The sequence below is a fragment of the Agrobacterium tumefaciens genome, from assembly GCF_031801495.1.
GTDB classification, from domain to species: domain Bacteria; phylum Pseudomonadota; class Alphaproteobacteria; order Rhizobiales; family Rhizobiaceae; genus Agrobacterium; species Agrobacterium tumefaciens_K.
Genome location: NZ_JAOEGC010000001.1, coordinates 893,130 through 908,629 on the forward strand (window position 1 = coordinate 893,130; position 15,500 = coordinate 908,629).

Below are 15,500 nucleotides of genomic sequence, written 5' to 3' on the forward strand. Positions count from 1 at the left end.
AACAAGATTTTTTCCGTTCGCGATGAAACGTGGAACGATCGTCCTTTATTAGAATATGAAATCAGTAGAAAAAGTATGCATTGTCAAAGATGACTGAGGTGATGATGTATACGCTCAGCTTGCTGGATAAGAGCCCGGTTGCTTCGGGTGAAAATGCCGCCAGCGCCTTCCTCGATACCATCAATCTGGCGAAAAGAGCTGAAGAGTTGGGGTATCGTCGCTTTTGGGTCGCCGAACATCATAATTCACCGGAGCTGGCTGGCTCTGCGCCGGAAGCTCTGGTCTCGTGGATTCTGGCCAAAACCTCTCGTATCCGGGTGGGTTCAGGTGGCGTCATGCTGCAGCACTATAGCCCCTACAAGGTCGCTGAAGTGTTCAACGTCCTGTCTTCACTGGCTCCGGGCCGCGTGGATATCGGTGTGGGCAAGACGCCTGGCGGATTGCCACTTGCCACATCTGCCCTGCAGAAGGCCTATGACCCCGCGAAGAAGCCTGATTTCGAAACGGCTTTTGGCGAACTGAACACCTTTCTTTCTGGTGCCGCGCCCAAAGGCCACGACGAGGCGGGGCTTCTGGCGACGCCTGTACCGCCGGTTGCTGCGGAGCGCTTCCTGTTGGGGGCAAGCGCGGAAAGCGCAAGGCTTGCCGCGTCGAAGGGCTGGAACTTCGTATTTGCCGGACACCTCAATGGCGATCCGGAAAATCTGCGCCGCAGCCTGACCGAGTACCGCGAAAAAAGCGGCAAATCGCCGGTTCTGGCGCTTTCTGCTTTCGCAGCCAATGATCCGGAACATGCGAAACGGCAGGTTGAGGACAAGCGAATCTATCGGGTGTTCCTGAGTGATGGGCGGGCGTTCAATCTCGGCAGCCAGGAACAGGCGGAGGAGTTTGCCCGTCAGGCCGGAGATGAGAATTATCGCGTCGAGGAGCGTCGGCCCAACGTACTGCACGGCACCCCACTGGACATCCACCGGGAGCTTCGCCGTCTCGCCGATGAACATGGCATCGAAGAGTTCATCATCGAGCCCCCCCATGTCGGCGCGGATCAAAGGCTGGCATCGATCGAGCTGCTGGCAACCCACCGCCTGTCCAGGGCGGCATGAATTCCTCACAGGGAGAGAACGATATGACGAAAAAATCCATCCGTTTCGGCATCATGCTGCAAGGGCCAGGTGGCCACATGAATGCATGGCGGCACCCGAAGAGCCCCACGGATGCCAGCGTCAATTTCGACTTTTTCAAAAAGACAGCCCTGAAAGCCGAAGCGGCAGGCATTGCTTTCGCATTCGTTGCGGACGGTCTTTACATCAACGACAAATCCATACCGCACTTCCTCAACCGGTTCGAACCGCTGACGGTTCTGTCCGCTTTGGCCTCGGTGACGTCGAAAATTGGGCTGGCTGGAACGGTTTCCACATCCTATAGCGATCCTTTCACCATCGCGCGCCAGTTCGCCTCTCTCGACCTGCTGAGTGGTGGGCGCGCAGGCTGGAACGCTGTGACGACCCCGCTGGAAGGAACGGCGAAGAACTACAGCCGCAATCATCCCGAGCACGCGCTTCGTTACGAGATCGCCGACGAGTATCTGGAGGTCATCAAGGGGCTATGGGACAGCTGGGATGACGATGCATTCGTGCGCAACCGCGAAACCGGGCAGTTTTTCGACAAGGACAAGCTTCACACGCTTGGTCACAAGGGCCGGTTTTTCTCGGTCGAAGGTCCGCTCAACATCCAGCGTTCCGCGCAGGGCCAGCCGGTGATTTTCCAGGCGGGGTCTTCCGACGCCGGAATTGGCCTTGCTGGTAAACACGCCGATGCCGTCTTTACGAATTCGGCGTCGTTGGAAGAGAACCAGACCTTCCTTGCTTGCGTCAAACAGAGTGCGGTGGCGCAGGGCCGGTCGGCTTCCGACGTCAAGATATTCCCAGGTATCGGTCCCATTGTCGGAGAAACCCAGGAAGAGGCCGAGGCCAAATACGCCGTTATCTGCAACCTCATCACGATTGACGAGGCATTGGCTTATCTCGGACGCTTCTTCGATCACCACGATTTCAGCGTCTATCCGCTGGACGAACCATTCCCGGACCTTGGCGATATCGGCAAGAACAGCTTCCGTTCCACCACGGACCGGATCAAGCGTCGTGCGAAGGAAAAGAACCAGACCCTGCGTGAAGCAGCTCTCGATGCCGCTACGCCGCGGGAAGGGTTTATCGGCACCCCCGACAAGGTGGCGGACGAAATCATCCGCTGGGTGGAGCACGATGCCGCCGACGGCTTCATTCTGGGTTTCCCGGTCATTGCCGAGGGGCTGGACGACTTCGTGCGCCTCGTCATTCCCGTCCTGCAACGGCGCGGTTATTTCGATCCGCATCTGGAAGGCAAAACCCTGCGTGAGCATCTCGGGTTGCGCTTCAAGGAGAGCGTGTACTCGGCAGGACAGGCCGCCTCGGAGCGGGCGATTGCGTAAAATTTCAAGGGTGAGGGGCGTAGCAGCCACTCCCCGGTAGCACGAAGGCGGGCGCGGCTGAAACGATCGCCGCGCAGGAGATCAGACTGATGAATATTCACATTGACGGCGCGCGTCAGCATGACGACGCCGAACGGGGAATCCTTGCCTTCTCGGAGGAGATCATCGCGCTGAGGCGTGATCTTCACAGGCATCCCGAACTGTCGCTGAATGAGAAACGCACGGCGGGCCTTATCGCTCGTTACCTGCTTTCGTTCGGCTATGAGGTTACTGAAGGTGTCGGTGGTCACGGTGTTGTTGCCACCTTGCGGCGGGGCAATGGTGAAAAACGCCTTGGCATTCGCGCCGATATCGACGCCCTGCCGATCGTCGAGGAAACCGGGCTTGCCTATGCGAGCCAGACGCAGGGTGTCATGCACGCCTGCGGTCATGATGGCCATACAGCCATTCTGCTGGCTGCGGCGCGTTATGTCGCCGAACAGTCCAATTTCTCCGGAACGATCACCCTGATTTTCCAGCCTGCCGAGGAAATCGGTGCCGGGGCGAGGGCTATGATTGCCGACAGGCTTTTCGAGCGTTTCCCGGTCGATGCCGTTTTCGGGCTTCATAACTGGCCAGGTGTCCCAACAGGCCAACTGGGGTTTGTCGAAGGCGCGGCCATGGCCTCGGTCGACAAGGCGACGATCAGGATCATAGGCAAGGGCGGACATGGTGCTGCACCGCATGAGACGGTTGATCCGGTTCTGGCTTCGGCAAGTTTCATAACCGCCCTGCAAAGCGTGGTTTCCCGCAATGTCGATCCGCGAGAAATGGCGGTTCTGACGATCGGATCCATTCATGGCGGCACTGCGTCCAATGTCATTCCGGAAAGCGTCGAGCTGAAGATAACGGCACGCGCCTTTTCGCCGTCCGTGCGCAAGCAGCTCGAAGAACGGGTACCCGCGCTTGCAAAAGCGCAGGCCGCAAGTTTCGGCGCTCTGGCCGACGTCCGGTATGAACTCGGATTTCCCCCCGTCATCAATCACGTCGAACAGACCGGCTTTGCGCAGGCTGTCGCACGGCGTCATTTCCCGGTCGGGCAGGTTGCCGAGAATTTTCAGCCCCGCACGGCGAGCGAGGATTTCGCTTTCATGCTGTTGGAGCGTCCGGGTTCATACGTCTTCGTTGGTAATGGCGACAGCGCTCCGTTGCACAGCCCCCATTACGATTTCAACGACGCGATCATCGCACCGGCGGCGCGCTACTGGGTGCGGCTGACCGAGGAATTTCTCTCTTGATACAACACATTGGGAAGAAACATGAGCGACAGTTTTCTTTATACCTCGGTTCTCGATCCGCTCGCCAAGCCACTGCTGGATGAGCTTCTCTTCGAATACGACAGCCGTTACGGCACTTTTTTCAATGAAGAGGGCGCCAAGGCGGAACTGAACAGATACCCGCCGGAAGCATTCAGTCCTCCCTACGGAAATTTCCTTCTGTGGCTGCGCAACGGTGAGGCCATCGCTGGCGGCGCCTTCATGCGCTACGACGATGAAACCGCGGAATTCAAGCGGGTCTGGACCCATTCAGCGCATCGCCGTCAGGGGCTTGCCAAGAAGGTGCTGCTGGAGCTGGAAAAGCAGGCCGTCCGGCAGGGTTACGCCCGCGTCTATCTGACTACGGGCTTCCGCCAGCCGGAAGCGGTGGGACTTTATCTGACCAATGGCTATCGCGCGCTGTTCGACACGACGGCGGAGCCTGAGACGATCCGGTCGTTGCCGTTCGAGAAATGGCTTCCCAAAGGGGATCAGGACGCTGTCTTCGGCGGCACGCCAACGGCTGACACAAAACCGCAGCACGCCCAGATTCATCAGTGAAAGGCGATTTTCGATGACGATCGTATCGGATTTTCCGACCATTGCGGGCAAAGAGGACAAAAGCGAGCCGGTAAAAGGCTCCTATGCTCACTTCCGTATCGTGCCTGCCCGATATCCCCTCAGGACGCTTGGCACGGTCTTTTCCGTTCTGGTTATCGCCGCCGTCCTGCATTCAATCTTCGGAAATCCGCGCTGGGGCTGGAATGTCTTTGCCGAATGGTTCTTTGCCGAACCGGTCCTTGTGGGGCTGGGACGCACCCTGCTACTGACAGTGCTTGGTGCCCTGTTCGGGTTTGCGCTTGGAACATTGCTGGCCCTTGCACGCGTTTCGCGCTCTCCGCTTCTGGTGGCAGTGTCATGGACCTATATCTGGATTTTCCGCTCGATCCCTCTGATCGTGCTGCTGCTGATCCTCAACAATCTGGGTTATCTCTACGAAACCGTCACGATCGGCGTACCCTATACCGGCATCAACTTCTTCAGTTGGAACACGACCCAGATCATGACGCCGTTCGCGGCAGCGGTTCTGGGGCTGACGCTCAATCAGGCGGCTTTTGCATCAGAGATCGTTCGCGGCGGCATTCTGTCCGTGGACCAGGGGCAGCTTGAAGCCGCGGCCGCACTAGGTCTGCCCCGTGGCCGACAGGCATCGCGTATCGTTCTTCCGCAGGCCATGCGCTCCATCCTGCCGACCGCGTTCAACGACATCATCGGTCTGGCGAAGGGGACCTCGCAGGTCTACATCCTCGCGCTGCCGGAACTCTTCTACACCATCCAGATCATCTATCGCCGCAATCTGGAGGTCATTCCCCTGCTGATGGTGGCAACCGTCTGGTATCTTGTGATCCTGACGGTGCTTTCTATCATCCAGCACTACATCGAGCGGCATTTTTCCCGCGGTGCGCTTCGCAACCCGCCGCCGTCGGTTTTCAACACGCTTTATCGTACGCTGCTGCCTCGAAAAGCAGAGGTTCAGGCCGGGGTGCCGCAGCCGGATCAAGCCGTGAAAATCGAGCGGAAGGCGGTTGTTGCGGCGAGTGCCACACCACCTAGAAATCGCGGTGGCGATGTCAGCATCCACGGCGTCTCGAAATCTTTCGGATCGTTGAAGGTGCTGAACGAGGTGAGCATCGATATTCCGGCTGGCAGTGTCACAACCATTCTCGGCCAGTCCGGGTCGGGCAAGTCGACGCTCCTGCGGTCGATCAATCATCTGGAACGCGTGGATGACGGTTTCATCTCCATTGATGGCGAATTGATCGGCTATCGGCAGCAGGGTGAGACGCTCTACGAGTTGAAGGAAAAGGACATCCTGAAGCGCCGCGTCGAAGTCGGCATGGTTTTCCAGAATTTCAATCTTTTCCCGCATCTCACCGCTTTGGAAAATATCATCGAGGCCCCCGTATCTGTCCGCGGTATTTCCAGAGAGCAGGCGGAAGCAGAGGCACGCGAGCTTCTGGCCCGTGTTGGCCTGTCGGAAAAGGAAAACGCCTATCCGCGCCAGCTTTCCGGTGGCCAGCAGCAGCGTGTCGCCATTGCCCGCGCGCTTGCACTGCGGCCCAAGGTTCTCCTCTTCGATGAGCCGACATCGGCACTCGATCCGGAACTCGTCAACGAAGTGCTCGATGTCATCAAGGAGCTCGCCCGTTCCGGCGTCACGCTCATCATCGTCACGCATGAAATCGGTTTTGCCCGTGAGGTGTCCGATACGGTCGTCTTCATGGAGCAGGGCCGGATACTCGAAACCGGCAGTCCGGAGAAGGTCTTCAACAGACCCGATCATCCCCGTACGGCCGAATTCCTCGCAAAAGTTCTATAATTATCAATAACAAGGAAACACTCACATGGCTTTTTCATCGAAATTTTTTTCTCTCGCCGCGAGCGGCTTTCTCGCCGTCACCATGGCACTCACGCAGGCCGCTCATGCACAGCAGGTCGATCTGTCGCCGGAGCAGAAGGGGCGTGTCCGCGTCGAGAAGGTTGAGGACGCAATCAAGCTGCTTCCTGCCGGGTACAAGTTCATCGCGGATGGAAAGCTGACGGTTGCCACCGTTCCGTTCCGTTTGCCGCTCGTCGATTATGCAAGCGATACGAAGACACCTATCGGCGTCGAGCCGGATATCGCGCAACTCGTCGCCGATAGCCTGGGCCTTGAGCTGCAGCTTGTTCCGATTGCCTGGGCGGACTGGCCGCTCGGTCTGTCTTCCGGGAAATACGATGCGGTCGCATCCAACATCACCGTTACGGAAGCGCGTAAGGAGAAGTTCGATTTCTCCAGCTACCGCAATGACCTGCTGGGTTTTTATGTGGCTAGCAACAGTAAGGTCACGACCATCGGCAAGCCGGAAGATGTGGCTGGACTGAAGGTAATCGTTGGTGCCGCGACGAACCAGGAGCAGATCCTGCTGAAGTGGATCAAGGACAACAAGGAGAAAGGCTTGGCCGATACCGAAGTGCAGTATTACGACGATCAGGCGGTGCTTGACGTTGCCCTGCAGTCCGGTCGCGCTGATGCCTATCTCGGTCCTAACGCCACCTCCGCTTTCCAGGCTGCAAGCCAGAAGAAGACCAAGCTGGTCGGTACATTCTCCGGCGGCTGGCCAGAGGCTGCGGAAATTGCCGTCGCCACCAAAAAAGGCTCCGGCATTGCGGACGCCATTACGGCGGCCCTGAATGCGCAGATCAAGAACGGGAATTACGCCAAGGTTCTTGCCCGTTGGAATCTCGGCTCCGAAGCCATCACGGAATCCCGGACGAACCCGCCCGGTCTGCCGAAAAGCTGAGTTGAAGGTGGGACATCACTCAGCCGGTAGCGCGGGCTTCCTCCCGCCCGCGCTACCCACTTCGGCCAACCCTTTTCCAGAGACATCCACATGACGCTTTCTTATCGCCTTTTCGTGGCCATGACCGGCGCTCTCCTGTCATTTGCCGTTTCCGCACCAGCGTTTGCTGGCGATGTTTTCGATCTTTCGCCGGAGCAACCCGGCCGGGTGCGTGTCGAGAAAGACGCGGCTGCCGTCGCTGCCGTGCCGAAGGATTTCAAGTTCGTTTCGCCCGGCAAGTTTACTGTCGCCGTTTCCCCTGGCGGGCCTCCTTTGGCAACCTATGCAACTGACGCAAAGACGGTCGTGGGTGCCGATCCCGACTATGCTCTGGCGATTGCCGACAGCCTTGGTCTTGACCTTGAACTCGTTTCCGTAGCGTGGGCAGACTGGCCGCTTGGTCTTGCTTCAGGCAAGTACGATGCGGTGATTTCCAATGTGGGTGTTACCGAGCAGCGCAAGGAAAAATTCGATTTCTCCACGTACCGGCAGGGTCTTCACGGCTTCTTCGTGAAATCTGACAGTGGCATCGCCTCGATCCAGCAGCCGAAGGACGCGGCAGGTTTGAGGATCATCGTCGGCGCCGGCACCAATCAGGAGCGCATACTCCTGAAGTGGAGCGACGAAAACGTAGCCGCAGGACTGAAGCCCATCGAACTTCAATATTACGATGACGAGGCAACGCGTTTCGTTGCGCTTGCCGCCGGCCGTGCCGATGTCATCGTTCAGCCGCACGCCCAGCTGGTTTTCATCGCGGCGCGTGACAAGAACATCAAGCGTGTCGGAACGCTGTCGGCGGGCTGGCCAGAGTGTTCCGATGTGGCGATCACCACGAGAAAGGGATCCGGCCTTGCCCATGCGCTGACGTTGGCAACCAACGATCTGATCAAAAGCGGCGCCTATGCGAAAATCCTCGACCGTTGGAAGCTTTCGGAAGAGGCATTGCCTGAATCGCGAACCAATCCGCCGGGATTGCCGAAGACTTGACAATCAGAAAATGCGGCGGGCGGGCAGCATTCGCAGGGCAACCTGCGGATGCTGTTTTGATTGATGTCAACGTTTTGCAGATGCGGAAAATGCCTTGATTTTTTAGAAATCGGCGACCTTGCCCCATGCCGATCCGCGGAAACGGTCCGGGTGATAGGCTGTTGGGTCAACGATCGGTGCGCTGCCTGTCACGATGTCCGCGATCAGATGGCCTGCCCCTGGTCCGATCCCGAAGCCATGGCCGCTGAAACCGGCAGCGAGAATAAAGCCAGGCAGCTCCGTTGTTTCGCCAATGGCGGGAACTCCGTCCGGTGTGCTGTCGATGAAACCCGCCCATGCTGCCGAAATCGTCGTTTTGCGCAGTTCCGGGAGCAGATCGAGAGCGCGCTCGTGGGTGAGGCGGATGGCCTCTGCGTTGGGTTTCGGATCGAGAATACGCATTCGCTCCATCGGGGTTGGAGCATCCAGACGCCAGCGTTTCAGCGATTCATGGCCGCCGCGAATGCCCTCCAGTCCGCCCGGCCGCAGGCTGCGCCAGCGTTTCAGAAACATCGGAACGAATTCGCGCCCAAACCGCAATTGCTGTGCCGTCGGATCGATGCGACCGAGTCCGCTAATGGCAAGTGTATAGCCGCCATCGCTGCGGCGGGTCGCCGAGACAGCGGCGGTATGCAGCGCGTCCGGCAGACCTTCCGCACCGGGGGTAACGGACAGGATGGAGGAGCGGACGGAGGCTTGCGGAAAACGGATGCCGAGTTGGCGGCAGAAAGAGGATGCCCACGCGCCACCTGACATGATGGCCGTTTTCGTGCGGATTGTGCCTTTTTCGGTAACGACGGCGCTGACGCTGCCGTTCTCTGTTTCGATGCCGCGTGCCGCGCAGTTCTGATGCACACTGCCGCCAAGCTTCATGATGGCACGCGCAACAGCCGGTGCGGCGAGCGATGGGTCGGCCGTGCCGTCCGTGGGTGAAAAGACGCCGCCTTTCCAGCGCTTTTCAGTCGTCTTTCCGTGTTCGCTCGCGGCTTCGGAGCTTAACATCTGGGTTGTTACTCCGGCGGTGATGGCGAAGTCGCGCCAGCGCGCCCATCCCTCAAGTTCCGCTTCATTGTCACTTAGATAGAGGAGGCCGCACCGTCGAAAACCCGTGTTTTCGCCGCTTTCTGCTGCAAACCTCTCCCATAATGTCAGGCTTTCGGTGGCCATTGGGAGTTCGCGGGCGTCGCGATTCTGCTGGCGGCACCATCCCCAGTTCCGGCTTGATTGCTCCGCGCCGATCAGTCCTTTTTCAACAAGCGCCACCTTGAGGCCGCGCTGCGCTAGATAATAGGCGGCGAACACGCCCACTATCCCGCCACCGATGATAACCGCATCCGCGGATTTCGGCAGGTCAGGCGAGGTCGTGATGTGGTGCAACGGGGCAGGCATGGCAAGGCTCCTTCAATTCGCAATAATGTAACCTGCCTGACGGTAAAACGTTACCAGACTGCGCCGAATGTCAGCATGTCCTGCTGTTGAAGGCCATATATCCAACTCATTATGCTTTATGAAAAAATCTCCGCCGCGTCGACACAGCCCGCTTATGTGATAAAGTTTAAACCGCAGTATCGGAATTTTATGCTGCGCTTTGGACATGCGGCAGGAAGGGGTTCGCCCGATGATGAAACTTGATCGGATCGACATCAAGATCCTCTACGAACTCCAGAAAAACGGCCGTATCACCAATGTGGAACTGGCCGAACTGGTCAACCTGTCTCCCAGCCCGTGCCTGATGCGGGTGAAAAAGCTTCAAGCTGAAGGGTATATCGAAGGCTATTCTGCCCAGATCAACATCAACAAGCTTGGGCAGACCCTGACGGTTTTCACGGAAATTACCCTCAAGAACCACAGGCAGATCGATTTCGCCCGCTTTCTCGGTGTCGTCGAAAAGATCGATCAGGTGGTGGAGTGCCATCTCGTGTCGGGCGGTTACGATTATCTGCTGAAATTCGTGACGTCCGGTATCGTTGAATATCAGTCGATCATGGAGCGCCTGACCGATATGGATGTTGGTATCGACAAATATTTCAGCTTCGTGGTGCTGAAGTCACCGATCATCAAGTCGCATATGCCGCTGACCAGTCTATTCCCACTTTGAAAACTGGATGACAGCGGCTCGCAACAGAGCCGCTGTCATGGCGTATCAGCGCTTGCAATATTCCCTGACGAGTTCTGCGTCCTGCTGAAGATTGTCTAGCCAGCTGGGGTTGAGCTGGGGCACTGAAGAGAACAGCAGCTTCGAATAGGGATGCGTCGGTGATTTGATCGCGTCCGTCGTCAGGTGCTCGACCTGACGCCCACCATACATCACGACGATCTCGTCGCAGATAGTCTCAACCACGGAGAGATCGTGGCTGATGAAGATGTATGACAGGCCAAGCTCCCGTTGGAGTTCGCCAAGCAGATCGATGATCGCAGCGGCCACCACCGTATCCAGCGCCGACGTGATTTCGTCACAGATAATCAGGGATGGTTCCGCAGCAAGCGCTCTTGCAAAGTTGACGCGCTGCTTCTGCCCGCCGGACAGCCCGGCCGGATTGCGATGCCGCACCGAACGGGGCAGTTTCACCATATCAAGCAATTCGTCGATCCGCGCATCACGGGCCTTGCCCTTCAGCCCATGGTAAAAGGTCAGCGGTCGTCCGAGGATATCATCGATGGATTTCGACGGGTTTAGGGCGGTGTCGGCATACTGGAAAACGATCTGCATGCGGCGAAGCTGATCGCTGGTGCGCCACCGTGCATTTGCGTCTAGTTCCCGGTTTTCGAAGATGATATGGCCGCCTGCCGCGGGAAGAATGCCGGCAATGGCGCGTGCCAGCGTCGATTTTCCGCAGCCGGATTCACCGATGATGCCGAGATTGCGTCCGGGATAGACCGAGAGGCTCACGGTATCGACGGCGCGGACCAGCGGTATCTTGTCGTCGCCCTTTGTGCCGTAACCGGCGATCAGGTTTTCGATCTGTAATAGGGGAGCGACCTGCTCTTCCCTGGCGGGCGCTGTGATACGCGCCTTGTCGTGGAAAGCATTGAGAAGCTGCCGGGTGTAGGGGTGTTGCGCGTTCTCCAGCAGATCGGCGGTTTTTCCGGTTTCCTGGACTTCGCCGCCTTTCAGTACGACGATCCTATCGGCAATTTGCGCGACTACGGCGAGATCGTGTGATACGTAGACGCCACCGATGCCGCCCTTTTGCATTGCCGACTTGAATGCGCGCAGAACCTCGATCTGTGTCGTCACATCCAGTGCGGTTGTTGGCTCGTCAAAGATGACCAGCTTCGGGCTTCCGATAAGGGCCATCGCAGCCGACAGGCGTTGAAGCTGACCGCCGGAAACCTGATGCGGATATCGATCGCCGATCGTATCAGGGTTCGGCAAGGACAGAGCACGAAACAGTTCAACAGCTTTGATACGTGCCTCGTCAGGCGTCATCAAACGATGGATACGTGTGATCTCGATCACCTGATCGATGATCTTTTGCGCCGGGTTGAAAGCCGCAGCCGCGCTCTGGGGAACGTAAGAGACTTTCGTACCGCGAACGGAGGCGCGTTCTTTCTCCGAAAGCTGCACCATGTCCTGTCCGCAAACTCTAACGCTACCGCCGGAAATACGGCAGCCCGGACGGGCATAGCCCATGAGCGTCAGGGCGATTGTCGTTTTGCCCGAGCCGCTTTCACCGATCAACGCGACGATCTCGCCTTCAGCGATGTCGATGTCGACGCCCTTGATGATCTCGACACGGCGGCCGGAATCGGTGCTGGCTTCGACCTGGAGGTTTCGGATTTCTACGAGATTGGCCATCATTCGCTCCTGTCGCGGATTTTTTGCGGCAGATTATCGATCAGCAGATTGACGCTGATCGTCAGGCTGGCAATCGCCAGACACGGGAAGATCACGGCGGGCGCCGCAAATGGCAGGCCGCCAATGTTTTCACGCACCAGTGCGCCCCAGTCGGCATCCGGTGGCTGAAGGCCAAGTCCGAGGAAGGACAGGCCGGACAGCAGGAGCACTATGAAGACGAAGCGCACACCCAGATCTGCCAGGACAGGGCGGATTATGTTCGGCAGGATTTCCGAGCTGATGAGATAGAAAAGGTTCTCGCCGCGCACACGGGCTACGGTGATGAAATCCATCGTATTGATGTTGACGGCGAGCGAACGGGCAAAACGATATGCGCCCGGCGTGTAGATCACTGAGAGTGTAATCACGAGTACCGGAATGGAGGAGCCGACGGCGGCAACAACCACAAGGCCGAAGAGCTTGCTTGGAATGGAGTTGACGGCATCGAGAAAACGGCTGAGGCAGGCATCGAACCAGCCACCGATCACTGCTGCACACATGCCGAGCACCACACCCGAAACACATGCGATCGTGACCGCTGCGAGCGAAATGCCGACCGTGAAGCGTGCGCCCATGAGAATGCGCGACAGCACGTCACGCCCCAGATAGTCGGAGCCCAGCCACAGCTGCGATGTCATCGGGCCAAAGTAGTCGAAATCGACGATCTCCCCAACCGGGTGAGGGATGATGTAGGGCGCGAAGATCGCGACCATTGCCCAAAAGAAAATAACGAGAAAGCCGAAAACGCCGACTGGGTTTATCCGGTAGCCCAAACGCGAGCCTCCTGAAGTTTTAATGATTTGTTCAGCCATCAGCGCAACCTCGGATTGGACATGATGGCGATAATGTCGGCAGTGGTAATCAAGATGAGATACCCCACGCAGAAAATCATCGCGCAGGTCTGGATCAGCGGCAGATCCCGCGTCGCCACCCCATCGACCATCAGCTTGGCGATGCCCGGATAATTGAAGATCGTCTCGACGATGATGACGCCACCGACCAGATAGGAGAGAGATAGAGCGACAGCGTTGACGATCGGGCCAAGCGCGTTCGGAAGCGCATGGCGCAGAACGATACGCAAGCGCGGAGCGCCTTTGAGGAGCGCCATCTCGACATAGGGTGTGTTCAGCGTTTCGATAACGGCGGCGCGGCTCATACGGATCATCTGTGCGGAAACGACGAAGGTCAGCGTAATGACCGGCATGGCGTAGACACGCAGGACGTCGAACAGGGAATTCACCTCGCTGACCAGCGACAGGGCGGGCAGCCATTTCAGATAGACGGCGAACAGCAGCACTGCGAGCGTCGCGATCATGAATTCAGGCACGGAAATGACGCCGATGGTCAGCACCGTCACCGTACGGTCATACAATGTGCCCCGCAGCATTGCGGAACTTATTCCAAGCGTCAGCGCCAGCGGCACGGCAATCAGCGTCGTGATGCCGGCAAGTTTCATGGAATTGATGAAGCGAGGGCCGATCAGATCGGCGATTGCCATATTGTTGGCATAGGACGTGCCGAGTTCCCCTTGAAGCAGGCCGACCATCCAACGGACGAAACGCACCAGGGCCGGATCGTCGAGGTGCATTGCCGTTCTCAGGCCAGCCACTGCTTCCGGCGTTGCCGCCTGGCCAAGGAGGATCGTCGCCGTATCGCCGGGCAAAAGGCTCGTGGCGGAAAAAACGAGGAAAGAAACGATAAGCAGCGTCGTCAGCATGACGACGATCCGCTTGGCGATAAGGGATATTATCCGGCTGTTCATTCAGATGCTCCTGCGACCTGCCCTGGGGTGTAAAACCTCCCGCTTAAAGGAAAGGGACCGGACGCAAAAACGTCCGGTCCCAAGGTCGGTTCGTCAGGCGTCGAGCCAGACATACTCCGCAAAGGCGTAACCCATCATGCCACCGAGCGGATTGGCTTCAAGCCCCTTGAGCTTGGATGAGATGGCGTCGACGTTGGAGATGTAGGCAGGGATGATGGTGCCGGCTTCCTCGGCGATCATCGTTTCCAGCTCGAAATAGATGTCCTTGCGCTTATCGAGGTCGAGCAAACCGCGTGCCTCGAGCATCATCTTGTCGAACTTCGGCGACTTGTACTGGCTTTCGTTCCACGGCGCGTCGGACGCGTACAGGAGCGAGAAAAGGATGTCCGGCGTCGGGCGCGGGTTGATGTTGCCAAAATGAATCGGCGCTTTTAGCCAATAGTTGCTCCAGTAGCCGTCCGAAGGCACACGCTGGACATCGAGCTTGACGCCGATTTCCGCCGCGGATGCCTGGATAATCATCGCCATGTCGACGGAGGAGCTTGCCGCATCGGATGCGATGACGGGGATGGACTGGCCGATGAGGCCAGCCCTCTGGAAGTGGAACTTCGCCTTGTCCGGATCGAATGCTTTCGGCTTCAGGCTCGGGTTGTGGTAGGGGTTCATAGGCGGAACCGGCTGGTCATTGCCGACCTCACCCAGTCCGCGCAGTGCCGCCTTGACGATCTGTTCGCGATTGACGATCGACTTCATGCCCGCGATGAAATCGGCATTATTGCCCGGCGTCATATCGAGGCGCATGTTAAGATTGGTATAGTTGCCGGAGGTCGTTTTTGACAGGACGACGCCTTCCTGCTTGTCCAGCAGGCGAAGCGCGCGTGGATTGACCGCTGCGGCAAGCTGGATGTCACCGGACAACAGTGCATTGACGCGGGCATTGTCTTCTGAAATCGCGAAGAACTCGAACGAGTCGACGTGTGGGCCGCCCGATTTCCAGTAATTCGTGTTCTTCGACATGACGGAGCGCACGCCCGGTTCGAATTTCTCGAGCTTGAAGGCGCCGGTGCCGTTGCCCTTTGAAAAATCGGTCGTGCCGTCGGCAACGATCATGAAGTGGTGCATCGCCAGAATGGTCGGAAGGTCGGCATTCGGGCTTGTCAGCGTGATCTCGACGGTACTTTTGTCGACGGCTTTGAAGCCGGTCATTTGTGCGGCGATCTTCGCCACCTTCGATCCGACAGCGGGGTCGAGGTGCCGTTTCAGCGAATAAACGACGTCATCGGCCGTGAGAGACTTGCCGTCATGGAATGTGACGCCCGACCGAAGTTTGACGGTCCAGACCTTCGCGTCCTTGGACTCGATGGATTCGGCCAACTCCATCTGCGGCGTACCGGTGGTGTCAAGGAAGCTCAGCCGGTTGTAGAGGGCGCAGCAGCGCACGTAGTCCGTGGAAAGAGATGCCTTGGCCGGATCGAGCGTATCGGCAGTGGAGGAGGACCAGCCTGCGGCTTTCAGCGAGCCACCGGAAACCGGTGTTGCGGCGACAGCCTGGGAAGCGCGGCCCAGAATTGCGGAGCCTGCGGAAAGCGCAACACCGCCCGCCAGCATCATGTGAAGCAACTCGCGTCGCGTTGCGCCTCGGCGTATGGCCTGTTCTACAGCAGCATCGTCGGATCGGGTCCAGTTCGTGATCTTGTCGTTCATGGTCTTCCCCTTTTTGTGTCTTTAG

Annotated in this window: 13 protein-coding genes; 8 read left to right on the forward strand and 5 right to left on the reverse strand. The window is 58.1% G+C overall.

The features are described 5' to 3' along the window. Positions 1-101 precede the first annotated feature (101 nt). The 7 genes from N7578_RS04165 (at position 102) to N7578_RS04195 (ending at position 8,132) form a co-directional block, all read left to right on the forward strand. Entirely contained in the window at positions 102-1,103 is a 1,002-nt protein-coding gene (locus N7578_RS04165; RefSeq protein WP_311110050.1) for an LLM class flavin-dependent oxidoreductase, read from the forward strand. A 23-nt stretch (positions 1,104-1,126) separates the two neighbouring features. Beyond that, positions 1,127-2,467: an LLM class flavin-dependent oxidoreductase gene (locus N7578_RS04170; protein ID WP_311109039.1), complete on the forward strand. Its 1,341-nt coding sequence runs from the start codon at positions 1,127-1,129 to the stop codon at positions 2,465-2,467. 89 nt (positions 2,468-2,556) lie between these two features. Next, entirely contained in the window at positions 2,557-3,744 is a 1,188-nt protein-coding gene (locus N7578_RS04175; RefSeq protein WP_311109040.1) for a M20 aminoacylase family protein, read from the forward strand. A gap of 21 nt (positions 3,745-3,765) precedes the next feature. After that, a complete protein-coding gene (locus tag N7578_RS04180) occupies positions 3,766-4,323 on the forward strand; it encodes a GNAT family N-acetyltransferase (RefSeq protein ID WP_311109041.1) in 558 nt (185 codons plus the stop codon). A 13-nt stretch (positions 4,324-4,336) separates the two neighbouring features. Then, the gene (locus tag N7578_RS04185; RefSeq protein WP_311109042.1) at positions 4,337-6,142 is read left to right on the forward strand and encodes an amino acid ABC transporter permease/ATP-binding protein; all 1,806 of its coding nucleotides are present in this window, start codon (positions 4,337-4,339) and stop codon (positions 6,140-6,142) included. Between the two features lie 25 nt (positions 6,143-6,167). Beyond that, positions 6,168-7,106: an ABC transporter substrate-binding protein gene (locus tag N7578_RS04190; RefSeq protein ID WP_311109043.1), complete on the forward strand. Its 939-nt coding sequence runs from the start codon at positions 6,168-6,170 to the stop codon at positions 7,104-7,106. Positions 7,107-7,226: 120 nt separating this feature from the next. Beyond that, positions 7,227-8,132 carry an ABC transporter substrate-binding protein gene (locus N7578_RS04195; protein ID WP_311110051.1) on the forward strand — a complete coding sequence of 302 codons (906 nt, stop codon included), beginning with the start codon at positions 7,227-7,229 and terminating at the stop codon, positions 8,130-8,132. Between the two features lie 102 nt (positions 8,133-8,234). Here the strand turns inward: N7578_RS04195 and N7578_RS04200 are convergent, their stop codons facing one another. Continuing rightward, positions 8,235-9,560, reverse strand: coding sequence for an FAD-binding oxidoreductase (locus N7578_RS04200; RefSeq protein WP_311109044.1), 1,326 nt, complete (start codon positions 9,558-9,560; stop codon positions 8,235-8,237). Positions 9,561-9,792: 232 nt separating this feature from the next. Here N7578_RS04200 and N7578_RS04205 point away from each other — a divergent pair, with 232 nt between their 5' ends. Beyond that, positions 9,793-10,269: an Lrp/AsnC family transcriptional regulator gene (locus tag N7578_RS04205; protein ID WP_003506856.1), complete on the forward strand. Its 477-nt coding sequence runs from the start codon at positions 9,793-9,795 to the stop codon at positions 10,267-10,269. A gap of 45 nt (positions 10,270-10,314) precedes the next feature. On the opposite strand, the gene N7578_RS04210 is transcribed toward N7578_RS04205, so the two are convergent. The 4 genes from N7578_RS04210 to N7578_RS04225 form a co-directional block, all read right to left on the reverse strand. Next, positions 10,315-11,970, reverse strand: a complete 1,656-nt coding sequence (locus N7578_RS04210; protein ID WP_311109045.1) for an ABC transporter ATP-binding protein — start codon at positions 11,968-11,970, stop codon at positions 10,315-10,317. Further along, a complete protein-coding gene (locus tag N7578_RS04215) occupies positions 11,970-12,821 on the reverse strand; it encodes an ABC transporter permease (RefSeq protein ID WP_311109046.1) in 852 nt (283 codons plus the stop codon). The genes N7578_RS04210 and N7578_RS04215 overlap by 1 nt, the downstream gene beginning before the upstream one ends. Next, positions 12,821-13,771: an ABC transporter permease gene (locus N7578_RS04220; protein ID WP_311109047.1), complete on the reverse strand. Its 951-nt coding sequence runs from the start codon at positions 13,769-13,771 to the stop codon at positions 12,821-12,823. The genes N7578_RS04215 and N7578_RS04220 overlap by 1 nt, the downstream gene beginning before the upstream one ends. Positions 13,772-13,864: 93 nt before the next feature. Further along, entirely contained in the window at positions 13,865-15,475 is a 1,611-nt protein-coding gene (locus tag N7578_RS04225; protein ID WP_311109048.1) for an ABC transporter substrate-binding protein, read from the reverse strand. Positions 15,476-15,500: the final 25 nt, after the last annotated feature.